Origin of the sequence: Pseudomonas cucumis, assembly GCF_030687935.1 — a bacterium.
In the GTDB taxonomy this organism is placed as follows: Bacteria; Pseudomonadota; Gammaproteobacteria; order Pseudomonadales; family Pseudomonadaceae; genus Aquipseudomonas; species Aquipseudomonas cucumis.
Genome location: NZ_CP117454.1, coordinates 1,429,004 through 1,450,795, shown reverse-complemented (window position 1 = coordinate 1,450,795; position 21,792 = coordinate 1,429,004). Strand labels below are relative to the sequence as shown.

The following is a 21,792-nucleotide window of genomic DNA, read 5'->3' as shown; positions in this document are numbered from 1 at the left end:
CGCTCCTACAGGATTTCGGCTAGTCGCGGGTTTGCGTCCGGCACAACATCTGTAGGAGCGAGGCTTGCCCGCGAAGGCAATCTTCAGACCGACGGCAATCGCCACTCGATCGGCGTCTCGCCATTCTGCTCCAGAAACTTGTTCGCCCGACTGAAGTGCCCGCATCCGAGGAAGCCGCGATAGGCGGACAGCGGCGACGGATGGACCGAGGTCAGCACCAGGTGTTTGGTGGCGTCGATAAGTTTCTGCTTGCTCTGGGCATGCGCGCCCCATAGCAGGAACACCAGATGTGGCTGATGTTCGCTGACCACTTCGATAATCCGATCGGTAAAGTGCTGCCAGCCCTTGCCCGCATGGGCGTTGGCATTCGCGCGTTCCACGGTCATGGTGGTGTTGAGCATCAACACGCCCTGCTCTGCCCAACTCTGCAGGTAGCCATGGTTGGGAATGTCGATGTTCAGGTCGCGCTTCAACTCTTTATAGATGTTCACCAGCGATGGCGGTGCCGGCACGCCCGGTTGCACCGAGAAGCACAACCCATGGGCCTGACCCGGGCCGTGGTAAGGGTCTTGACCGAGAATGACCACTTTGACCTTGTCCAGCGGCGTGGAATTGAGCGCGTTGAAAATCATCGGTCCGGGTGGATAAATCTCTTTGCCCGCCGCGCGCTCCTGTTGCAGGAATGTGCGCAACTCTGCCATGTAAGGCTGGTCGAATTCGGCACGTAGTGCCTCCTTCCAGCTCGGTTCGAGTTTGATACGGTCGTCAGCAGTCATGGTTACATCCGGCAAAAACAATGGGGCGAACCCTAGGAAACCCTATCTCCCTTGTCAATTGATCTGACGCAGATCCGGCACTTTCCTATAGAGCGATCATACTGAACGCTCAATTTCCCGATCGAGGTCACGATGAATCTGCACTTCGAAGAACTCACCGGCACCGACGGCGCACGCATCGGCATCGCCAGCCTGGATGCCGAAAAGTCCCTCAACGCCCTCTCCTTGCCGATGATCAACGCCCTGCGCGATCAACTGGATGCCTGGGCCAAGGAGCCACAGATCGTTTGCGTGCTGCTGCGCGGCAATGGCGCCAAGGCTTTTTGCGCCGGCGGCGAAGTACGCAGCCTGGTGGAGGCGTGTCGCGCCCATCCCGGCGAAGTGCCGCCCTTGGCTGCACACTTCTTTGCGGCAGAATATCGCTTGGACTTCAACCTGCACACCTACTCCAAACCGTTGATCTGCTGGGGTCATGGTTACGTGCTGGGTGGTGGCATGGGGCTGCTGCAAGGAGCGAGCATCCGGATTGTCACGCCGAGCAGCCGGTTGGCGATGCCGGAGATCGGCATCGGCTTGTACCCGGACGTCGGCGCCAGTTGGTTTCTGTCGCGGTTGCCCGGCAAGCTCGGATTGTTTCTCGGCCTGACCGGCGCCCAGATGAACGGTCGTGATGCGATCGATCTGGACCTCGCCGACCGCTTCCTGCGCGATGATCAACAGCATGAGCTGCTCGAAGGTTTGCTGCAATTGAACTGGCAGGAACAGACAGCCATGCAGCTCAACAGCCTGCTCAAGGCCTTGCAGCAGGAAGCAATCGCGCAGCTGCCCGAAGCGCAGTGGCTGCCTCGACGCGAGCAGATCGACGAACTGTTGGATGTCAGCGACGTTCGTTGCGCCTGGAAGGCCATCAGTGCGTTGCGCGATCATGCCGACCCGCTGCTCGGTCGTGCCGCCAAAACCATGACTGAAGGCTCGCCCCTGACCGCCCATCTGGTGTGGGAACAGATCGTTCGCGCCCGGCATCTATCGTTGGCTCAGGTCTTTCAGATGGAATACACCATGAGCCTCAATTGCTGCCGTCATCCGGAATTCAGCGAGGGCGTGCGTGCGCGGTTGATCGACAAGGACCAGAAACCTCGCTGGCACTGGCCGGACATCAACACTGTGCCGGAGGCGGCGGTGGAGGCGCATTTCCATAAGGTCTGGGAAGGCCGGCATCCTTTGGCTGATCTCTCGGAATACTAAAAATCAGGCACAAAAAAGCGGCGCTTCATGCGCCGCTTTTTTATTGAGTGGTTTACCGGTGGTTGCCTCGGCCATCCCAATTGCCATCACGGTGATCGCCCCGACCGCCACGATTATCCGACCTGTTGTGGCCTCGATGGTCATCGCCTCGACCGCCGCGGTGACGGCCATCCCAGCCGCCACGGTCACGACGGTCATGACGGTCCCATCCACGATTCTGATAGACCCGGTAGTCTGCTCGTGGCGCCGACTGGTAATAGCGCGGGGCCGGTTGATAGTAACGCGGTGCCGGTTGATAAACCCGCGGCTGGTGGTAATAACGCGGCGATGGCTGGTAATACCGTGCAGGCGGTGAGTAATACCTGCGCGGGGCCGAGTAGTAACGACCATCGGAGTAATAAGCCCCGCCACCGGAGTAATACGGCGCAGGGGACGTGTAAACCTCGGAGCGGTAATAGCTGGATCCTCCATCGGAATAGGGCACGCACGCACCAAGAGACAATCCCGATAAAACAATCAGCAGAATTTGGCGGAGTTTTTTTTGACAGAGCATAGCGGCCTCCTGGACCGCGAGTGAGCCACACCAGCGACGCTGGCAGGCGACAGTCAATGGTTCGGCGACTGTCGAAATATCAGACAGTGAATTCGGAATCTGGTGCGTTCCTGCAACACGTTGAAACAAGTAGCCGATGAAAGGTTTTTCATCTACGCCAAAGAAAACGGCGCGTTCGTGAGCCGGACACGCCGTTTTATTGATGAGCTGATTAACGGTGCCCGCGATGGTGTCCTCCGTGGTGATGACGGGGATGTCCACCGTAGTAAAAATAGCGATAGCCCCCGTAAAAACGCGGGCCGCCGTAGTAGTAAGGAGAGTAGTAATAGCCAGGGTAGTAATAAGGTGTCGAATAAACGTCGGCACCACCTACGTAGTAATAGCAGCCGGACAAGCCCAAACCAAAAAACACACAGAGCAGTATTCGGCGGAGCTGTTTTCGACAGAGCATGGCGGCCTCCTGGAAGACCCGCAACAGCAGTCGGCACAGGCCGGCTGACACCTGTTTTGACTTTCAAACCGGCATCGAGTGCCAGACGGCGTCGGCCTTCAGATCAGCGGCCACTGCGTCCATCTACGGTGCATAGACATGCGCCAACGCACCATGACAAGGCAGGGCATGCCGCTTGTTTATCCCTCCTCCTTTCCTCCATGCCCAAGCCAGAGGGCTCAAGCCGACTTGGCACGGCTCTCGCTTAACCAAAGACGTGCAGGAGTCATCACAGGTTCGCGGCACCACAATTTGCAATGGCTGACTAGGGTTCCGGCTCGCAATCGCGAGTGGCTGGTCCGAGAGTTGGCGACCTCCAGTTGAGGTTACACGGCGGGACAAAAGCCCGGGAGACAAGCCACCGTTCGCGGTGCCGCTGCCTTCCTGTCCGCCCTTGATCAACTGGAGAACCACACCATGTCCCGACTTTGTTTACCCGCCCTGCTCGCCGCTGCTTTTGCAGCCCTCATGAGCGTCTCGTCCCAGGCCGCACAAAAAGACCATTTCAGCGTCTGCTGGACTATTTATGCCGGCTGGATGCCCTGGGAATATGCCGGCAGCCAAGGCATCGTCGATAAATGGGCGAAAAAGTACGGCATCAAAATCGATGTGGTGCAGCTCAACGATTACGTCGAATCCATCAACCAATACACCGCCGGCCAGTTTGACGGCTGCACCATGACCAATATGGATGCGCTGACCATTCCGGCTGCCGGTGGCGTCGACAGCACCGCGCTGATCGTCAGCGACTTCTCCAATGGCAACGACGGCATCGTGCTCAAAGGCGAAGGCAAGAAAGTCGCCGACCTCAAGGGCATGGACGTCAATCTGGTGGAACTCTCGGTGTCCCACTACCTATTGGCCCGGGCACTCGATTCGGTGGACCTCACCGAGAAAGACCTGAAAGTGGTCAACACCTCCGACGCCGACATCTCGGCCGCCTTCAACACCGACCAGGTCAACGCCGTCACCACCTGGAACCCGATGCTCTCGGACATCAAGGCCAAGCCCGGCGTGACCGAAGTCTTCAACTCCAGCCAGGTTCCCGGCGAAATCATGGACATGATGGTGGTCAACAGCGCCACCCTCAACGATAACCCGGCCCTGGGCAAAGCGCTGACCGGTGCATGGTTTGAAGTGGTGGAGTTGATGAACGCCAAAAACGCCGCCAGCAAAGCCGCCCTCGAACATATGGCCAAAGCCTCGGGCACCGACCTGGCCGGTTTCCAGGCGCAACTCGACACCACCAAACTGTTCGCCACACCGAAAGAAGCGCTGGAATTCTCCACCAGCAAGCAACTGCCCGACACCATGCGCAAAGTCGCCGAGTTTTCCTTTCAGCATGGATTGCTCGGTGAAGGCGCCAAGGACACCAGCGCCATCGGCATGGCCTTCGCCAATGGCGTGACCAGCGGCGACAAGACCAACCTCAAGCTGCGCTTCGACCCCAGCTACGTGCAGATGGCTGCCGACTCCAAGTTGTAATAACGGAGGACTAGGCCATGCGCCTGATCAATCGCCACCCGGATCGCCCGAGTCGCCTGCTGTTGGTGATCCTGCCGTTCGCCCTGGTGTTGTTCGCCTACTTCATGGGCTCGGCCGATCGGCTGACGGACAACCCCAACGACAAGCTGCTGCCGAGCGCCGTGCAAATGACCGACGCCGTGAAACGGCTGGCCTTCACCGCCGACACGCGAACCGGTGAATACCTGCTCTGGCAAGACAGCGCCGCCAGCCTGCGAAGGCTGGCTATCGGCCTTGGCATCAGTGCATTGGCCGGGTTGTGCCTGGGCATCGCCGCCGGGACCCTGCCGCTGTTCGGCGCACCGTTGTCGCCGGTACTCACCGTGCTGTCGATGGTGCCGCCGTTGGCGATCCTGCCGATTCTGTTCATCGTGTTCGGGCTGGGGGAGTTGTCGAAAGTGATGCTGATCGTGATCGGTATCACCCCGTGCCTGGCCCGCGATCTGGAACAGCGCGCCCGGGAGATTCCGGTCGAACTGCTGATCAAGGCGCAGACGCTTGGCGCTTCGACCTGGACCTTGATGCTGCGCGTGGTGCTGCCGCAATTGTTGCCGCGCCTGTTGATCTCGTTGCGGCTGATGCTGGGTTCGGCGTGGTTGTTCTTGATCGCTGCCGAAGCCATCGCCTCCACCGATGGTCTCGGCTATCGGATTTTCCTGGTGCGCCGCTACCTGGCGATGGACGTGATCCTGCCGTATGTCGTCTGGATCACCCTGCTTGCCTGGCTGATGGATTGGGGCCTGAAACGCCTGACTCAGCGTGCTTTTCCCTGGCACCAAGGTGCCTCCAAATGAGTTATGAAGGGGCACGCGCATGAGCTTCATCACAGTAAAAAACGTCTGGCAGCAATACGCCGATCAGGTGGTGCTCGAAGGTTTGAACCTGAACGTCAACGAGGGCGAATTCTGCACCTTGGTGGGTGCGTCAGGTTGCGGAAAATCGACTTTCCTGCGGCTACTGCTGGGCCAGGAACGGGCCAGTCGCGGCGAGATTCTGTTGGACGGCCAGACCCTGGCCAGCGAACCGGATGCCAGCCGTGGCGTGGTATTTCAGCGCTACTCGGTGTTCCCGCATCTGAGCGTGCTGGACAACGTTGCCCTCGGCCTCGAACTGCCGCGCTCGCCCCTGCTGGGACGGTTGTTCGGCAGCGCCAAACGCGAGGCGCGGGAACAGGCTTCGGTACTGCTGCACAAAGTCGGCCTCGGTCACTCGCTGGACAAGTACCCGGCGCAGCTGTCCGGCGGTATGCAACAACGGCTGGCGATCGCCCAAGCGTTGATCATGAAGCCGCGCGTTCTGCTGCTCGACGAACCCTTCGGCGCGCTCGATCCGGGCATCCGCAAAGACATGCACGGCTTGCTGCTGGAACTGTGGCGCGAGACGCAGCTGACGGTGTTCATGGTCACCCATGACCTCTCCGAAGGTTTCAGCCTCGGCACCCGTTTGCTGGTGTTCGACAAGGTCCGCATCGACCCGCACGCCCCCGGAGCCTATGGCGCACGCATCACCTACGACATCCCTTTGAACAGCGACCGCCGCGCCAATCGAGCCGCCGTCGACGCCCTGCCGGCTCAGTTGGCAGGTTCGCTTCGCATCGCTTAGAGGAATCTACACATGACTGATTCGACCCAACTGTTTACGCCCTTCGCCGAAGAAATGCTCCCCGGTGGCGGCCATCGTTCTTTCGTTCTGAAACGCGGCCAACTCCTGCGCCTGACCGACCTGCGCGGCGGTGCCAACGTCAGCCTGACGCTGCTCAACGCCCATGAAAAAACCGAACGCCTGAACCTGCCCGACAGCCTCAAATGCCAACACACCGCCAAGCTCACCACCGGCCATTGCCTGTACTCGGACATGGGCCGGGTGTTGGCCGCCATCACTGCCGACACGTGCGGCTGGAGCGACAGCCTTGGCGGCGTGCTGTGCGCTGAAGAGGTTGCGGAAAAATACGGCGCGGGCCGCTATCAGGAACTGCGCAACGGTTTCTTCCGCAACGGCACCGACAACCTGTTGGTGGAACTGGGCAAGTGGGGTTTGGGCCTCTCCGATCTGTTGATGACCCTCAACCTGTTCAGCCGTGTGAACGTCGATGAGGCCGGGCATTTCCACTTCGTCGAAGGCCATTCCAAGGCCGGTGATTACATCGAGTTGTACGCGCCGATGGACACCCTGGTGGTGCTCACCGCGCTGCAACATCCGATGGACCCGGCGCCTGAGTACGCACCCAAACCGCTGAAGCTCAGCTGGATGAACGCCGATGCGAGTGTCGCCGAACACTGCCGCACCTCGCGCCCGGAAAACGAGCGCGGCTTCATCAACACCGAGCGTCTGTTCGCCTGAGGATCGCTGCCATGTCACTCACTATCGCCACCGCTGCCGTTACTACAAACAGGCAGCCCGAAACCGCGATCTACCGCGCCACCATCCCCGCCGGCGAACCCTGGCTGATGGAGGTCAAGGCCGGCCAAACCTTGCGCATCCTCGACCTGGAAGGTAATCAGGCCGTCGACACCTTGTTCTACAGCCTCGCCAATCCCAAAGAACGCTATGACGTACAGCGCACATTGCGTCGGCAGAACAGCGTCTACCTGAGCACCGGCAGCGTGCTCTATTCCAACCTCGGCAAACCGATGCTGAGCATCGTCGCCGACACTTGCGGGCGTCACGACACCCTCGGCGGTGCCTGCGCCCAAGAGAGCAACACCGTGCGTTATGCGCTGGAGAAACGCTACATGCACAGCTGCCGCGACAACTACCTGCGCGCCTGTGTCCACGATGGTCGACTGGGCAAGGGAGACATCGGTCCGAACATCAACTTCTTCATGAATGTGCCGGTGACGGCCGACGGTGGCCTGACCTTCGAAGACGGGATTTCGGCGCCGGGCAAATACGTCGACCTACGGGCCGAGATGGACGTGATCGTGCTGATCTCCAACTGCCCGCAACTGAACAACCCATGCAACGCCTACAACCCGAGGCCTGCGGAGCTGCTGGTATGGAACTGAAAATTTCGCGCTTGCGGCGGTGGCTGTTTGCCCTGTGCCAGGCCCGTTCCGGGCAGTGCCTAAAAAAGTAAAAACACCACGAAACTCTGTGGGAGCGGGCTTGCCCGCGATAGCGGTGTGTCAGTCGACATCATTGTTGAGTGTGCTGGCCCCATCGCGGGCAAGCCCGCTCCCACAAGGTCAGCGGTGGTTTCAAGTTTAATAATTCTGCCGCCGAGGACGACCTCGGCGCCTATCGAAAAACTGCGGGACGGCCCGCATCCCAGGTAGAGGCTGATGCGTTATCGCCTCCGGGGGTTATGCCATGTTTGAAAAAGTCCTCATTGCCAACCGTGGCGCCATTGCCTGTCGCATCTTGCGTACCTTGGCTGAATTGCAGGTCAAGGGCGTTGCCGTTTACTCCGAAGCCGATGCCGCCAGCCTGCACATCCTGCAAGCCTTTGAGTCCCACAGCCTCGGCGAAGGCGCTGCCGCTGGCACTTATCTGGCGGTCGACAAAATCCTCGCCATCGCAAAAGCCACCGGCGCCACCGCGATCCATCCCGGCTACGGTTTTCTCTCGGAAAACGCTGCATTCGCCCAAGCCTGCGAAGCGGCCGACATCGCCTTCATCGGCCCCACACCGGAACAGCTTCGGGTGTTCGGCCTCAAGCACACCGCTCGCGCACTGGCCAAGCAACACGGCGTGCCGATGCTCGAAGGTACCGAGCTGCTCGATAGCCTCGACGCAGCATTGATAGCGGGCGAACAGGTCGGCTACCCGGTGATGCTCAAAAGCACCGCCGGCGGTGGCGGGATCGGTATGCGCGTATGCCGCAGCGCCGGCGAATTGAGCGAATCGTTCGAAGCCGTCAAACGCCTTGGTCAGAACAATTTCAGCGACGCTGGCGTGTTCATCGAGAAGTACATCCAGCGCGCCCGACATCTGGAAGTGCAGGTCTTCGGCGACGGCCAGGGCGAGGTGTTGGCCCTCGGCGTGCGCGACTGCTCAGTGCAGCGACGCAACCAGAAAGTCCTCGAGGAAACCCCGGCACCGAACCTGCCCGAGGGCATGGCCGAGGAACTCTGTGCAGCGGCAATCAAACTGGCCAAAGCGGTGCATTACCGCAGCGCGGGCACTGTGGAATTCGTCTTCGACAGCGATGCCCAGCGTTTCTATTTTCTTGAAGTGAATACCCGTTTGCAGGTGGAGCACGGCGTCACCGAACAAGTGTGGGGCGTGGACCTGGTGCGCTGGATGGTGGAATTGGCGGCCGGTGATTTGCCGCCGCTGCGCGAGTTGAGCCAGGGATTGAAAGCCAACGGTCATGCGATTCAGGCACGACTCTATGCTGAAGATCCGGGTCGGGATTTCCAGCCGAGTCCCGGTCTGCTCACGGCCGTCAATTTCCCCGTTGCCGATGGCCAACACCTGCGTATCGACACTTGGGTCGAGGCCGGTTGCGAGATCCCGCCGTACTTCGATCCGATGATCGCCAAGGTCATCAGCTGGGCAGCGACTCGCGAAGCAGCACGCGTCGATCTGCATCAGGCTCTGGGCGACAGCCTGCTGTATGGGGTGGAAACCAACCGCGATTACCTGCGGCAGATTCTGCTCGATGCGCCCTTTGCCAGCGGTCAGCCGTGGACCCGTTGCCTGGAAAGTCTGGTCTATCAAGCCAACACCTTTGAAGTGCTCAGCGCCGGCACGCAGACCAGTGTTCAGGACTATCCGGGCCGCCTCGGTTACTGGGCGGTGGGCGTGCCGCCGTCGGGGCCGATGGACAGTCGGGCACTGCGTCTGGGCAATCGCTTGCTGGGTAACGATGAAGGTGCGGCGGCGCTGGAAATCACTATGAGTGGGCCGCTGCTGCGCTTCAATTGTGCTGCGGTGGTGGCCGTTACGGGTGCGGTGATTCCGTTGATGCTGAATGGTGAAGCGGTGCCGATGAACACCGCACTGTTGATTCCCGCCGGTGCCACTTTGAACCTCGGCACCATTGGCGGTGCAGGTGCGCGCAGCTATCTGTGCCTGCGCGGCGGCGTGCAAGTGCCGGATTATCTGGGTAGCAAAAGTACCTTCACCCTCGGCCAGTTTGGTGGCCATGCCGGTCGTGCACTGCGCGCTGGGGACGTATTGCACATTCGAGCCTTGAGCGACCAGAGCACCGGGCAAAACCTGGCGATCCAGCACGTTACCGAGTTGCCCGCCGTGCGGCAGATTCGGGTGATTTACGGCCCTCACGGTGCCCCGGAATATTTTACCGAAAACTACATCGCCACCTTCTTCGCCACGCAGTGGGAAGTGCACTTCAACTCCAGCCGAACCGGTGTGCGGTTGATTGGGCCGAAGCCTGAATGGGTGCGGGCCGACGGTGGTGAAGCCGGATTGCATCCGTCGAATATTCATGACAATCCGTACGCGATTGGCGCGGTGGATTTCACTGGTGACATGCCAGTGATTCTGGGGCCGGATGGTCCGAGCTTGGGCGGGTTTGTTTGCCCGGTAACGGTGATCGAGGCGGACCTTTGGCAGCTGGGGCAGCTCAAGGCTGGGGACAAGGTGCAGTTCGTCCCGGTCGATCTCAAAACCGCCCGCTCTCTCGCCTTGAAATGGGATTCCTGTGGGAGCGGGCTTGCTCACGAAGAAGTTGATGCGGTGCCTGATCTGGCCCCTTCGCGAGCAAGCCCGCTCCCGCAGGGAATTGCGTCGCCTGTGGTGTTGGATTTGGGTCAGGACGACACGAGACTGGTTGCAAGGTTATCGGGCGACACGCATTTGTTATTGGAAATCGGTGTCCCCGAACTGGACCTGGTCCTGCGCTTTCGCGCTCATGCGTTGATGCAGGCATTGGAAAGCAAACACCTGCACGGCGTGATCGACCTGACGCCGGGCATCCGCTCACTGCAAGTGCACTACCAACCCGAACAACTGTCGCTGGCCGATCTGCTGGGTATTGTCGCCGGTGAATGGGACGCCGTGTGCGCCGCCAAGGACCTGCAAGTGCCCTCGCGCATCGTCCATCTGCCACTCTCCTGGGACGACCCGGCCTGCCAGTTGGCGATCGAGAAATACATGACCACCGTGCGTAAAGACGCGCCCTGGTGCCCGAGCAATCTGGAATTCATCCGCCGCATCAACGACCTGCCGAACCTCGACGAAGTGCAGCGCACCGTGTTCGACGCCAGCTATCTGGTCATGGGCCTGGGCGACGTCTACCTCGGCGCACCGGTCGCCACCCCGCTCGATCCTCGGCATCGCCTGGTGACGACCAAGTACAACCCGGCCCGCACCTGGACCGCGGAAAACTCGGTAGGCATCGGCGGCGCCTATATGTGCGTGTACGGCATGGAAGGCCCCGGTGGTTATCAGTTCGTCGGTCGCACGCTGCAGATGTGGAATCGCTACCGCGAAGTCGCCGCGTTCGACGGCAAGCCGTGGCTGCTGCGCTTCTTCGACCAGATCCGGTTCTACCCGGTGAGCGCCGATGAACTGCTGCGCATTCGTCGGGATTTCCCCCTTGGGCGCTTTGATCTGAACATCGAACACAGTCAGCTGAATCTGGCGGATTACCAGGCGTTTTTGACGAAAGAAGCCCCGAGCATCGCGGCCTTTCGGGACCAGCAAAAAAGCGCGTTCAACGCCGAACGCGAACGCTGGATCGCGAGCGGCCAAGCGCATTTCGACAGCGAAGAACTGGCCCCGGAAGTAACCGAAGATGCACCGTTAGCCGACGGTCAGCAGAGCATCGACAGCCACATCGCCGGCAACCTCTGGCAGGTTCAAGTGCAGGCTGGCAGCCAGGTCGCGGCGGGGGATGTGCTGGTGATTCTGGAGTCGATGAAGATGGAAATCCCGCTGCTCGCGCCCATGGCGGGCGTGGTGCGCGAGATTCGCGTGCAACCGGGTTCGGCGGTGCGCGCCGGGCAGCGTGTGGTGGTGCTGGAACTCGATTCAAGCCATTAAAAAAGGATTAACGCCATGAACATCAATCTGCAACTCGACGCCCTGCGCAACGCTTACCGTGACGGCAGCACTACGCCTCGGCAACTGCTGCTGAGCCTGCGTGAAAAAGCCGCGGCCCTGAACCCGGACTATCACTTGTTCATCCATTTGCTCAGTGTCGAAGATCTGGAACCCTACCTCGCCGCACTCGACGATCGCGACCCAGACAGCCTGCCACTGTACGGCGTGCCGTTCGCGATCAAAGACAACATCGACCTGGCAGGCATTCCCACCACGGCAGCGTGTCCGGCGTTTGCCTATGTGCCGGAACGCTCGGCAACCATCGTCGAGCAACTGCTGGCGCTGGGGGCGATTCCGCTGGGCAAGACCAATCTCGACCAGTTCGCCACTGGCCTCAATGGCAGCCGCTCGCCCTATGGCGCTTGCCCGAACAGCGTGTTGCCGGAGTATCCGTCGGGCGGTTCCAGCGCCGGGTCTTCACTGGCGGTGGCGCTCGGCGTGGCGAGCTTTTCCCTGGGCACGGACACGGCAGGCTCCGGTCGCGTACCAGCGGCCTTAAATAATCTGGTCGGTTTGAAAGCCAGCAAAGGGCTGATCTCCACTGCCGGTGTGGTGCCGGCCTGTCGAACGCTCGATTGCGTCACGACCTTCACGGCCACGGCCCGGGAAGCCAGTCAGTTGCTCGCGCTCACCGCTCATCTCGACCCACGGGACGAATACAGCCGCAGTAATCCGCTGTGGAATGACGGTTCGGCCTTCGGCACACCACGCCCATTTCGTTTCGGCGTGCCCCGTGCGCAGGATCTGGCGTTCTTCGGTTGTCCTGAAGGCCCGTTGCTGTTCGGCGACGCCATCGACCAACTCAAAGCCATGGGTGGCGAAGCGGTCGAGCTGGATTTGTCGCCGTTTCTCGAAGCGGCGCGGTTGCTCTACGAAGGGCCGTGGGTGGCGGAACGTTACAGCGTCGCCGGCGAGTTGATGGAGCAACATCCTCAAGCCGTGCTGCCGGTGATTCGCGCCGTACTGGCCAAAGCCCCAGCGGTGACCGGCGTGCAAACCTTCCGTGCCCAATACCGTCTGCAGGCCTTGAAAGCGCTGTGCGACAAAGCCCTGGAAGGCCTTGATTGCGTGGTCACGCCAACCATCGGCCGCCCGGTGACACTGGCGCAGCTTGCGGCCGAACCGGTGCTGCGCAACTCGGAACTGGGCTACTACACCAACTTCATGAACCTGCTCGATTACGCCGCCGTCGCCGTGCCCAGCGGATTCATGGGCAATGGTTTGCCATGGGGCGTGACGTTGTTCGGCCGGGCGTTTACCGATCAGTATCTGTTGAGCGTGGCGGATGCCTTGCAACGCCAGCAAGGGTTGGCCGCGCCTGCGCCGACGAATAGTGCGCGCAATGATCGCGCACGGCTGGTGGTCTGCGGTGCGCACCTGGATGGGCTGGCGCTGAACTGGCAACTCAAGCAACGTGGAGCCCGTTTGCTCGAAGCCACTCACAGTTCCCCCGACTATCAGCTGTATGCCCTGGCCGGTGGCCCACCCTATCGCCCTGGCATGGTCCGAGTGAAGGAAGGTGGCGCGGCGATTGCGGTGGAAGTATGGGAGTTGCCAAGCAGTGAGCTGGGTTCGTTCCTGACCGCCATTCCCGCGCCGCTGGGGCTGGGCAAGGTACAACTGGCGGATGGGCGTTGGGAGAGCGGGTTTATCTGTGAGCCCTATGGGCTGGAGGGGGCGGTGGATATCAGTCATTTGGGTGGGTGGCGTGCGTATCTGCAAGATCGGCATTGATTTCCAGGATCGCCGGCTTGCGCAGGAGTGCTTGCCGGCCGATCATGCGCGGTCTCGGGCCAAGCAAACCGGCCGTAACCGAATGCCCCTTCATGAATAAACCTGACCTCTGCCCGGCTTGCGGCGCCGCCAACGACTGCAGCCTGGCTGACCCGCGAACCGTCGATCGTGCCTGCTGGTGCTACGGCGTCAGCATCGATCCGGCGGTGCTCCAGGCATTGCCCGCCGAGCTGCGCGACAAGTCCTGCCTGTGCCCGGCCTGCGCCCAGGTCGAGATGCAGTTGCAAGCAGCCGCCTGGCCGATCACGTAAGATGCGCGGCATTCTCCCACCGAATCCCCCCACCGATCCCTGACCATGCGCGTTGACCGCTTCCTCAGCAACCTGCCCCGCTTCAACCGTAAGCAGGTACGCCTGTTGCTGGTGGAAAAGCGCGTCAGGGTCGACGGAGAAGTCGTCAGCGACCCCCACGCCGAGGTGCTCGAGTTCAGCCGCGTGGAAGTCGACGACGAGGTGCTGCAAGTTGGCAAGCCGGCCCGCTACTTCATGCTGCACAAACCGCCCGGCTGCGTCAGTGCCACCCGCGACCCGCAACACCCTACGGTGCTCGACCTGATCGATGAACCGGACAAGGAAGACTTGCACATCGCCGGTCGCCTCGACTTCAACACCACCGGCCTGATGCTGATCACCAACGATGGCAGCTGGTCGCGACGCCTGACCCAACCGCAGACCAAACTACCCAAGGTGTACTACGTCGAGACCGAGCAGAACATCACTGCCGAATACGCGATCACCTTCGCCAAAGGGCTGTATTTCGCCTTCGAAGACCTCACCACACAACCTGCCGAACTGGTCGTACTCGGGCCAAAATCTGCGCGCTTGAGCATCGTCGAAGGCCGCTATCATCAGGTAAAACGGATGTTCGGCCACTTCGACAACAAGGTGGTGCGCCTGCACCGCGAATGCATGGGACCGTTGGTACTCGACGCTGTGTTGAAGCCCGGCGAGTACCGGCCGTTGAGTCGTGAAGAGATCCGATTGATCTAAGCAGACGACCGCTCAGCAGATGTTGTCGAACAATTTACGAAAGATACTTGCGCGATGACGTGACCCCTGCTTGAATCAGGACGTCGGCGCGAAACGTGACCGACGAGTCACCAAAACTACTCTAAGAAACTTTTTGCCGGCAGAGAACCCTCAGGTTCCGCCTTCCCCCGGCAAACTGCCCGCTTATAACAATACCCGTCGACCAGCGTGCAATGGATCGACATGGGCCTTCAAAAATTCCAGGCGTATGCCTACCTGTCACAAAGCTCGTGCAATCTGATTTGCGCGCATACCCGCTTGCCAGGAGTCTTATGACATGAGGCCAGAAATCGCTGTGCTGGATATACAGGGTCAGTATCGGGTTTACACGGAGTTCTATCGCGCAGACGCCGCAGAGAAGACCATTATTCTGGTCAACGGCTCGATGTCCACGACTGCGTCGTTTGCACAGACCGTGAAAAACCTTTACCCAGAGTTCAATGTGGTGTGCTACGACCAGCCCTACGCGGGCAAGTCCAAGGCCCACAACCTGCATGAGAAAATGCTCACCAAGGAAATCGAAGGGCAGATCCTCCTTGAGCTGATCGACCACTTCGCCGCCGAGCATGTGCTGTCGTTTTCCTTTGGTGGCGCCGCCACGCTCGTCGCCCTCGCCCAACAGCCACGGCGCATCGAAAAGGCTGTGATCAGCTCGTTCTCGCCGGTGGTCAACGAGCACATGCTCGACTACCTTGAGCGCGGTGTCGATTATCTCGGCAGCCGTGACGGGAACCGGGTCGGTGACTTGGTAAACAGCACCATCGGCAAACACCTGCCCTCGCTGTTCAAGCGCTTCAACTACCGTCACGTCAGTTCGTTGGCCGAACATGAATACGGGCAGATGCATTTTCACATCAACGACGTGCTCAACAGCGACCGCCAGTGCTACCTGAACGCGGCAAAGAAAATCAACGTGCCGGTGCTGTTCATGAACGGCGAATGGGACGAGTACACAGCCGCCGCCGATGCCAAGCTGTTCGCCGGCCACGTGCAGCACAGCACCTTCAGCACCCTTCAGGCCACCGGCCACTTTCTCGACATGGAGCACAAAGCTGCCTGCCGAGACAGCCGCAACGCACTGCTGGGCTTCCTGAAACCGGCGCAACACGAAAGCCGACCGCGTTACCAGTACGTCCAGGACCAACATGCATTGGCAATCTGAAACAGAGTCATCGCGAGCAAGCTCAGCCCTGCAGCGTTAAACGCATTCCTGTAGGAGCGAGGCTTGCCCGCGAATGACCGCTACGCGGTCGATGCTTTCGTTTCACCCGTGCTAAAGCCATCGCGCGCAAAGAAAAACTTCATTTTCACGCGCACATCTGGTACAAAGTCAGCCGCTCTGAGCGGGTGTCGTATAATGGCATTACTCCAGCTTCCCAAGCTGATAACGAGGGTTCGATTCCCTTCACCCGCTCCACTCAGATTTCAGTCTTACGTTGTTTTTTGACGGGAGATGCAGGAACAGAAAAAACCGGTCTTGATGGCCGGTTTTTTTATGTCTGGGATTTGGTGGAATCGGGCTGGGTGCGCCAGGCCCTAATGCTGCTTTCCAGTCCTTGACGCTTCCCGCCCCGCATGCTAGCGAATGCTATACTTCTTTCGAATTGCATGAAGCGTGTAACGTTCCCCATGGACACAGATACCGACTGCAAATCTCAGTTAAAGGCTGCAGGACAGAGGAGGTCTACAGCCAGCACGAGATGGGAGGTGTGGCATGAATCGGCACTATTACATCAGTGACAATCTCGACGAACTCGAAGCCGTTGAAAATGAACTGGAAGCAAACGGCATCAATACCGAACAAATTCATGTGCTCAGTGAACAAGTGGCTGATGTTGAAGAACATCACCTCCACGAGGTTAACTCGTTAATGAAACAGGATGTTGTTCACTCTGGCGAGATTGGTGCTGTGGTCGGTGTGCCACTCGCGGCGCTGATCCTTGCCGGCGCCTATTGGATGGGCTGGACTGAATCCGCCGCAGGCTGGGTGCCTTTTATCTTCCTGGCCATTGTTATATTTGGCTTCTGCATCTGGGAAGGCGGTTTTTTTGGTATTCAGGTGCCGAACGCTCACTTCCGCAATTTTAAACAGATGGTAGAAGATGGAAAACATATCTTCTTCGTGGATGTTGAACCGGATCAGGAACCGGTATTGGACCGGGTAATCGAACATCATCCAGCGCTGACGATCGCCGGCACGGGAACGGCAGCCCCCCACTGGACAGTGGCCTGGCAGCACAAATGGCATCAGTTCAAGCGAGTGATTTCGGGTTAGCCCCTGTCGACTCAAGGCCACCGGAAGCTATTTATTGGCCGAAGGAAATGACCCGGCTGAGAAAAACATAGTCTGCCTCGGTGGCCATCAGCCCGACGAGCACCAGTAAACATAACGGTGGCAACAATATGGCGTAGACCATCGCCAACCGTTCCCAGGCCATGTGCATGAAGATGGAGACAATCAAACCTGCCTTCAACAACATGAAAGTGATAATCAGGGCCCACCGAAGGTAGCCATGGAAGTGGAAGTAGTCGACAAGGTACGACAGCGTGCTGAGGACGAATAACAGTCCCCAAATTTTAAGGTACAAGCTGATTGGATGTTGCTGACCCTGAACATGTGCCATCACCCGTGCTCCTCTACCATAAATAGAAGAAAGCAAAAATAAACACCCACACCAAGTCCACGAAGTGCCAGTAGAGCCCGGCTATCTCGACATTCTGATAGTTTCCGGAGCGCTCATAATCTCCCCGCAGTACTTTCAGCGCCACAATGCTGAGGTAGAGGGCGCCGATTGACACATGCAGTCCGTGGAAACCGGTAATCATGAAAAAGCTGGCACCAAATTGCGCTGCTCCCATGGGATTCCCCCAGGGGCGCACCCCTTCTGCGATCAGCTTGCTCCATTCAAATGCCTGCATGCCGACGAAGGTCACCCCCAAGGCAGCGGTCGCCAGCATCAGGGCTGCGGTTTTCGCGCGATTACGGCGATAGGCGAAATTAACGGCCATGGCCATGGTCCCGCTGCTGCTGATCAGCACAAAGGTCATGATGGCGATCAGAATAAGCGGGATTTCTTGACCGGCAATCGTCAATGCGAACACTTCACTGGGGTTCGGCCAGGCGGTGGTGATGGTCATGCGTACCGACATGTAGCCGGTTAAAAAACAGGTGAATATAAAAGTATCGCTGAGCAGGAATATCCACATCATCGCCTTGCCCCAAGGGACCTGCTTGAAGACCTCTCTATCCGAGGCCCAGTCGCTGGCGATGCCCTGCCATCCCGGTGCAGGCGGTGAGTCTGGTGGATTGGATGAACTGGATTCGCCTGGGGCGAGTGGGTGCGATGCCATGGCTTTTCACCTCAGGCCGCAGAATCTGGCGATGGCTTCATAGGTTTGCGGCGTGCTGGCCAGCAATGCGAATAGCACAAACCAAAGACCCAGTAAGTAATGCCAATAGGTGGTACAGAGCTCTACGCTGACGCTGAGTTGCGCCAACGGCACGCGACGCAGGAATTTAGCGGCGATGATGCTCCAGGCTATCAGCCCGCCCAGCAGGTGTAGCCCATGCAGACCGGTCAACAGGTAGAAGAAACTGTTGGCCGGATTGCTGGCGACAACGTAGCCCCAGGCGACAAACTGCTGCCAGACCCAGAGTTGCCCCACCAGAAAGGCAATGGCAAATACGCCCCCCAATGCAAAACCCATGACCGTTGCGCCCAGTCGAGCCTGCCGGGCGGCCATACGCGACCATTGCAGTGCGATGCAACTCAATACCAGAAAAGCCGAATTCAGCCATAGCTGCCAGAGATTGGCTAACGGCGCCAAGGGGTCTGTCAGGGGGAGCCAGTCGGCCATTTGTGAACGGGCAATAAAGGCGAACAGGAATAGAAAGAATAACGAGCTCACCACAACCAGAAACAAGCGCAGGCCCACTCTTGCGATTTGGCTTCTGTCGGCACCCTCGGTGGCCTGAATACCCCCAGGGTCGCGACTCCAACTGCCGCCGGGGTCAGCATCGTCGGCGTTTCTCAATAGCAGCCTTTTCATGTTTTAACGTCCGCTATCTTGGTTGCGGCACTCAGTTGCCGCATCTGCTCCAGCTCCTCGGCGGAGACCGTTTGCGCAACGAAGTCCTGCTCTATCCCCGGCACACTGTAGTCATAGGCCCAGCGGTGCACGACCGGCAGCTTCGCTCCCCAGTTACCGTGTATCGGCGGGGTGTTCGGCGTTTGCCATTCCAGACTGGCCGCGCCCCACGGATTACTGCCTGCGGGCTTGCCCTTGAATGCACTCCAGGCCAGGTTGAACAGGAACAGCAATTGGGAAACGCCGACGATCAATGCGACCACCGTAATGAAGGCATTCAACTCTTGCGCCGATTGCGGAATGAACGCGTAGTTTTCATAGGCGTAGTAACGGCGAGGCATGCCCTGAAAACCGAGGTAGTGCATGGGGAAGAAGATGGCGTAGGTGCCCAGAAAGGTAATCCAGAAATGCAGCTTGCCCAGGGTGTCGTTCAACATGCGCCCGGTTACTTTCGGGAACCAATGATAAATGCCGCCGAACACCACCAGTACCGGCGCGACCCCCATGACCATATGAAAATGGGCAACGACGAAATAGGTGTCCGAGAGCGGAATATCCACGATCACATTGCCGAGAAACAATCCGGTCAAACCGCCGACCAGGAAGGTGACGATAAAGGCCAGGGCAAACAGCATCGGCACGGTCAGATGGATGTCGCCCCGCCACAGGGTCAGCACCCAGTTGTAGACTTTCAGTGCGGTCGGCACCGCGATGATCAAGGTGGTGACGGCGAAGAAAAAGCCAAAGTACGGGTTCATTCCGCTGACATACATATGGTGCGCCCAGACCACAAAGCTGAGTACGCCAATCGCAATAATGGCCCACACCATCATTCGGTAGCCGAAGATATTTTTACGCGCATGCGTGCTGATCAAGTCGGAGACCAGACCAAACGCAGGCAGAGCAACGATGTAGACCTCCGGGTGGCCGAAGAACCAGAACAGGTGTTGGAATAATATTGGGCTGCCACCCTGGTGATCGATCTGCTGCCCCAGCGAGATCATCGCCGGCATAAAGAAGCTGGTGCCCAACAGCTTGTCGAACAGCATCATGACCGCACTGACGAACAACGCCGGGAAAGCCAGCAAGGCCATAATCGAGGCCATGAAGATGCCCCATACGGAGAGCGGCATGCGAAACAATGTCATGCCGTGCGTGCGCGCCTGCAACACCGTGGTGACGTAGTTCAACCCGCCCATGGTGGCTGCAACAATAAAAATCGCCAGTGAGACGAGCATCAGGACGATGCCCCACTCCACCCCCGGTGTTCCCTGAGAAATGGACTGTGGCGGATAGAGCGTCCAGCCCGAACCGGTGGGGCCGCCAGGGGCAAAGAAACTGGAGAGCAACACCACTACCGCTAGCAGGTAGAACCAGTAACTCAGCATGTTGACATAGGGGAAGACCATGTCGCGGGCGCCCACCATCAGCGGGATCAGATAGTTGCCGAAGCCACCCAGAAACAAGGCCGTCAGCAAGTAAATGACCATGATCATGCCGTGCATGGTCATCGCCTGATAGTAAGCACTGGCGTCCATGAACTCCAAAGTGCCGGGGAAGCCTAGCTGTATGCGCATCAAGCCGGACAACACCACGGCGATAACGCCCACGAATATAGCCGTCAAGGAGTATTGAATGGCTATGACCTTGTGGTCCTGACTCCAGATATATTTGGTCAGGAAGCTTTTAGGTTCGTGTAGTGCTTCTGTTTCGGCTTGCTCCGCATAGGCCATCACGTCATCCTCCTGTTCGAAGTTTCGGTGCATTCCTGGCTGCTTTATGGCTACTTCCCTGGCTCCGCCTTGCTCGCATCAGCGTCGGCATTCGCTTTGGATTTGATAAAAGCGATCAGTGCGTTCAACTCCTGATCACTCGGGGTAAAGGCCGGCATGACGGCGGCATAGCCTTTGACGATTTTGGTGCCTGGATTAAGAATCGAATCCTTTAAATAACCCTCATCGACCTTGATACTCGTACCGTCGGCAAGGGTTACGGTCTCGCCATACAGGCCCTGCCAGCTGGGGCCGACGCCCTTACTGCCATCGACACTGTGGCAGGCCAGACAGCCGAGCGACTCGGCCAACCGCTGCCCCTGCGTCGCCAGATCGTCACCTCTGTCCATCTTTTCGCTGGCAGAAGGTTCTTGCGGCGCGGCACCCAGTGATTTGATCAGGGCGACGACAGCGCCCAGTTCATCTTCAGTGAGAGTATAGGCCACCATGACTGGCGGGTAGCCCTGTACCAGTCGGGCCTTCGGATCGAGGATCGACTCTTTCAGGTAGGCCTCATCGACCAGCACACTGGTGCCATCGGCAAGCTGTTCAGTGCGGCCGTACAGCCCCATCCATCCCGGGCCGAGACGGGTACTGCCATCCTGGCTATGGCAGGCACCGCAGCCGTATTGTTCGACCAACTGGCGACCTTTTTCCAGCACGCTGTCCTGACTGGGTTTGGCAGCTGTCGTTAATGTTTGCGCAAAAGTCGGTTGGCTGTTCAGCCATTGATCGAAGGCGCCCTGCTCTTCCACGATCATCTGGCCGCGCATGTTGTAATGACCTAAACCACAATATTCAGCGCAAAGGATTTCATATTTCCCGGTTTTAGTCGGCGTAAACCAAAAGTACGACACCATCCCCGGCACCATGTCCATCTTGCTGCGAATTTGCGGGATATAGAAATTGTGCAGTACATCTTTAGAGCGCAGTAAAACTTTCACTGGCTGATCGAGCGGAAGGCGAACTTCATTGCTTTTTATAAGCACATCGTCCTGCCCAACAGGATCCTTGGGATCAAGGCCGAGGGGATTGGTGAAATCAACAAACTTAATATCCGATTTACCCAACTTCCCGTCCTGGCCGGGAAAGCGAAAGGCCCACTGCCACTGCTGGGCGACCACTTCAAGTTCATAAGCATTTTTCGGCACCCGGATGAAATCACTGTAAACCACCAGACCTGGCGCCAACATCGCGGCAATACCTACCGAGGTCACGATAATCAACCATGTTTCCAGTTTTTTATTTTCTGGCTGATAGTGCGCTCTGGCACCCTCCTTGTGACGATAACGCATCACGGCGACCGCCATAAATACCGTGATGGCGATAAAAAATATTCCGCTAATGATCAGGGTGATGAACAGGGTGGTGTCTATTGATCCCCAGTTGGAAGCTGCCGGTGTCGCATGCCAAGGCGCTAGTACATGGAACAACACTGATGCAATAACGATTAGTATCAAGATAATTGCTATTGCCATTTTCTGTTCATCCTATTCCTGTTGTTCGCTGG

The 21,792-nt window shown here is 58.7% G+C and carries 20 protein-coding genes, 1 tRNA gene and 1 riboswitch; of the genes, 13 read left to right on the top strand and 8 right to left on the bottom strand.

Translation table 11 applies throughout. The annotated features are described in order from the left end of the window. Positions 1-83: 83 nt before the first annotated feature. Entirely contained in the window at positions 84-776 is a 693-nt protein-coding gene (gene ung, locus PSH97_RS06490) for a uracil-DNA glycosylase (RefSeq protein WP_095630982.1), read from the bottom strand. A gap of 132 nt (positions 777-908) precedes the next feature. Here ung and PSH97_RS06485 point away from each other — a divergent pair, with 132 nt between their 5' ends. Beyond that, positions 909-2,021 carry an enoyl-CoA hydratase/isomerase family protein gene (locus PSH97_RS06485; RefSeq protein ID WP_305448550.1) on the top strand — a complete coding sequence of 371 codons (1,113 nt, stop codon included), beginning with the start codon at positions 909-911 and terminating at the stop codon, positions 2,019-2,021. Between the two features lie 52 nt (positions 2,022-2,073). Here PSH97_RS06485 and PSH97_RS06480 read toward each other — a convergent pair whose 3' ends face one another. Both PSH97_RS06480 and PSH97_RS06475 read right to left on the bottom strand, forming a co-directional pair. Beyond that, positions 2,074-2,574: a hypothetical protein gene (locus PSH97_RS06480; protein ID WP_305448549.1), complete on the bottom strand. Its 501-nt coding sequence runs from the start codon at positions 2,572-2,574 to the stop codon at positions 2,074-2,076. A 211-nt stretch (positions 2,575-2,785) separates the two neighbouring features. Beyond that, on the bottom strand, positions 2,786-3,025 hold the full coding sequence (locus tag PSH97_RS06475) for a hypothetical protein (RefSeq protein ID WP_305448548.1): 240 nt from the start codon (positions 3,023-3,025) through the stop codon (positions 2,786-2,788). Positions 3,026-3,318: 293 nt separating this feature from the next. Beyond that, a riboswitch (guanidine-I (ykkC/yxkD leader) is annotated at positions 3,319-3,419 on the top strand. Between the two features lie 62 nt (positions 3,420-3,481). Here PSH97_RS06475 and PSH97_RS06470 point away from each other — a divergent pair. The 12 genes from PSH97_RS06470 (at position 3,482) to PSH97_RS06415 (ending at position 16,696) form a co-directional block, all read left to right on the top strand. Beyond that, entirely contained in the window at positions 3,482-4,549 is a 1,068-nt protein-coding gene (locus tag PSH97_RS06470) for a putative urea ABC transporter substrate-binding protein (RefSeq protein ID WP_305448547.1), read from the top strand. A 17-nt stretch (positions 4,550-4,566) separates the two neighbouring features. Beyond that, a complete protein-coding gene (locus PSH97_RS06465; protein WP_305448546.1) occupies positions 4,567-5,382 on the top strand; it encodes an ABC transporter permease in 816 nt (271 codons plus the stop codon). 19 nt (positions 5,383-5,401) lie between these two features. Then, positions 5,402-6,190 (top strand): ABC transporter ATP-binding protein, encoded by a 789-nt coding sequence (locus PSH97_RS06460; protein ID WP_305448545.1) that lies wholly within the window; start codon positions 5,402-5,404, stop codon positions 6,188-6,190. A gap of 12 nt (positions 6,191-6,202) precedes the next feature. Beyond that, complete coding sequence (locus PSH97_RS06455) at positions 6,203-6,928, top strand: urea amidolyase associated protein UAAP1 (protein WP_305448544.1); 726 nt, start codon at positions 6,203-6,205, stop codon at positions 6,926-6,928. Between the two features lie 11 nt (positions 6,929-6,939). Then, the gene (locus PSH97_RS06450) at positions 6,940-7,593 is read left to right on the top strand and encodes an urea amidolyase associated protein UAAP2 (protein WP_305448543.1); all 654 of its coding nucleotides are present in this window, start codon (positions 6,940-6,942) and stop codon (positions 7,591-7,593) included. 304 nt (positions 7,594-7,897) lie between these two features. Then, complete coding sequence (gene uca, locus PSH97_RS06445; protein ID WP_305448542.1) at positions 7,898-11,539, top strand: urea carboxylase; 3,642 nt, start codon at positions 7,898-7,900, stop codon at positions 11,537-11,539. A 15-nt stretch (positions 11,540-11,554) separates the two neighbouring features. Continuing rightward, complete coding sequence (atzF, locus tag PSH97_RS06440; RefSeq protein WP_305448541.1) at positions 11,555-13,333, top strand: allophanate hydrolase; 1,779 nt, start codon at positions 11,555-11,557, stop codon at positions 13,331-13,333. A 92-nt stretch (positions 13,334-13,425) separates the two neighbouring features. Next, entirely contained in the window at positions 13,426-13,644 is a 219-nt protein-coding gene (locus PSH97_RS06435) for a cysteine-rich CWC family protein (protein WP_305448540.1), read from the top strand. 45 nt (positions 13,645-13,689) lie between these two features. Then, on the top strand, positions 13,690-14,382 hold the full coding sequence (locus PSH97_RS06430) for a pseudouridine synthase (protein WP_305448539.1): 693 nt from the start codon (positions 13,690-13,692) through the stop codon (positions 14,380-14,382). A 316-nt stretch (positions 14,383-14,698) separates the two neighbouring features. Then, entirely contained in the window at positions 14,699-15,583 is an 885-nt protein-coding gene (locus tag PSH97_RS06425) for an alpha/beta fold hydrolase (RefSeq protein WP_305448538.1), read from the top strand. 181 nt (positions 15,584-15,764) lie between these two features. Continuing rightward, positions 15,765-15,838 (top strand) — tRNA-Gly (locus PSH97_RS06420). Between the two features lie 297 nt (positions 15,839-16,135). Beyond that, a complete protein-coding gene (locus PSH97_RS06415) occupies positions 16,136-16,696 on the top strand; it encodes a magnesium transporter (RefSeq protein WP_305448537.1) in 561 nt (186 codons plus the stop codon). 31 nt (positions 16,697-16,727) lie between these two features. On the opposite strand, the gene PSH97_RS06410 is transcribed toward PSH97_RS06415, so the two are convergent. Genes PSH97_RS06410 through PSH97_RS06390 form a run of 5 tightly spaced genes read right to left on the bottom strand, consistent with a single transcriptional unit; the run spans position 16,728 to position 21,760 of the window. After that, complete coding sequence (locus PSH97_RS06410; RefSeq protein ID WP_305423007.1) at positions 16,728-17,045, bottom strand: cytochrome C oxidase subunit IV family protein; 318 nt, start codon at positions 17,043-17,045, stop codon at positions 16,728-16,730. Between the two features lie 13 nt (positions 17,046-17,058). Continuing rightward, positions 17,059-17,772 carry a heme-copper oxidase subunit III family protein gene (locus PSH97_RS06405; RefSeq protein ID WP_305448536.1) on the bottom strand — a complete coding sequence of 238 codons (714 nt, stop codon included), beginning with the start codon at positions 17,770-17,772 and terminating at the stop codon, positions 17,059-17,061. A gap of 6 nt (positions 17,773-17,778) precedes the next feature. After that, positions 17,779-18,471, bottom strand: coding sequence for a cytochrome c oxidase subunit 3 (locus PSH97_RS06400; RefSeq protein WP_305448535.1), 693 nt, complete (start codon positions 18,469-18,471; stop codon positions 17,779-17,781). Next, a complete protein-coding gene (gene ctaD, locus PSH97_RS06395; protein ID WP_305449755.1) occupies positions 18,468-20,243 on the bottom strand; it encodes a cytochrome c oxidase subunit I in 1,776 nt (591 codons plus the stop codon). Before ctaD ends, PSH97_RS06400 begins: the two co-directional genes overlap by 4 nt. A 50-nt stretch (positions 20,244-20,293) precedes the next feature. Next, on the bottom strand, positions 20,294-21,760 hold the full coding sequence (locus tag PSH97_RS06390) for a cytochrome c oxidase subunit II (protein ID WP_305448534.1): 1,467 nt from the start codon (positions 21,758-21,760) through the stop codon (positions 20,294-20,296). Positions 21,761-21,792: the final 32 nt, after the last annotated feature.

Coding starts and splice junctions, on each gene's coding strand:
- PSH97_RS06430 (WP_305448539.1), top strand. CDS start 13,690: ATGCGCGTTGACCGCTTCCTCAGCAACCTGCCCCGCTTCAACCGTAAG.
- PSH97_RS06475 (WP_305448548.1), bottom strand. CDS start 3,025: ATGCTCTGTCGAAAACAGCTCCGCCGAATACTGCTCTGTGTGTTTTTT.
- PSH97_RS06425 (WP_305448538.1), top strand. CDS start 14,699: ATGAGGCCAGAAATCGCTGTGCTGGATATACAGGGTCAGTATCGGGTT.
- ctaD (WP_305449755.1), bottom strand. CDS start 20,243: ATGGCCTATGCGGAGCAAGCCGAAACAGAAGCACTACACGAACCTAAA.
- PSH97_RS06455 (WP_305448544.1), top strand. CDS start 6,203: ATGACTGATTCGACCCAACTGTTTACGCCCTTCGCCGAAGAAATGCTC.
- PSH97_RS06470 (WP_305448547.1), top strand. CDS start 3,482: ATGTCCCGACTTTGTTTACCCGCCCTGCTCGCCGCTGCTTTTGCAGCC.
- PSH97_RS06390 (WP_305448534.1), bottom strand. CDS start 21,760: ATGGCAATAGCAATTATCTTGATACTAATCGTTATTGCATCAGTGTTG.
- PSH97_RS06400 (WP_305448535.1), bottom strand. CDS start 18,471: ATGAAAAGGCTGCTATTGAGAAACGCCGACGATGCTGACCCCGGCGGC.
- PSH97_RS06410 (WP_305423007.1), bottom strand. CDS start 17,045: ATGGCACATGTTCAGGGTCAGCAACATCCAATCAGCTTGTACCTTAAA.
- PSH97_RS06465 (WP_305448546.1), top strand. CDS start 4,567: ATGCGCCTGATCAATCGCCACCCGGATCGCCCGAGTCGCCTGCTGTTG.
- ung (WP_095630982.1), bottom strand. CDS start 776: ATGACTGCTGACGACCGTATCAAACTCGAACCGAGCTGGAAGGAGGCA.
- PSH97_RS06485 (WP_305448550.1), top strand. CDS start 909: ATGAATCTGCACTTCGAAGAACTCACCGGCACCGACGGCGCACGCATC.
- PSH97_RS06460 (WP_305448545.1), top strand. CDS start 5,402: ATGAGCTTCATCACAGTAAAAAACGTCTGGCAGCAATACGCCGATCAG.
- uca (WP_305448542.1), top strand. CDS start 7,898: ATGTTTGAAAAAGTCCTCATTGCCAACCGTGGCGCCATTGCCTGTCGC.
- PSH97_RS06405 (WP_305448536.1), bottom strand. CDS start 17,772: ATGGCATCGCACCCACTCGCCCCAGGCGAATCCAGTTCATCCAATCCA.
- PSH97_RS06450 (WP_305448543.1), top strand. CDS start 6,940: ATGTCACTCACTATCGCCACCGCTGCCGTTACTACAAACAGGCAGCCC.
- PSH97_RS06480 (WP_305448549.1), bottom strand. CDS start 2,574: ATGCTCTGTCAAAAAAAACTCCGCCAAATTCTGCTGATTGTTTTATCG.
- atzF (WP_305448541.1), top strand. CDS start 11,555: ATGAACATCAATCTGCAACTCGACGCCCTGCGCAACGCTTACCGTGAC.
- PSH97_RS06435 (WP_305448540.1), top strand. CDS start 13,426: ATGAATAAACCTGACCTCTGCCCGGCTTGCGGCGCCGCCAACGACTGC.
- PSH97_RS06415 (WP_305448537.1), top strand. CDS start 16,136: ATGAATCGGCACTATTACATCAGTGACAATCTCGACGAACTCGAAGCC.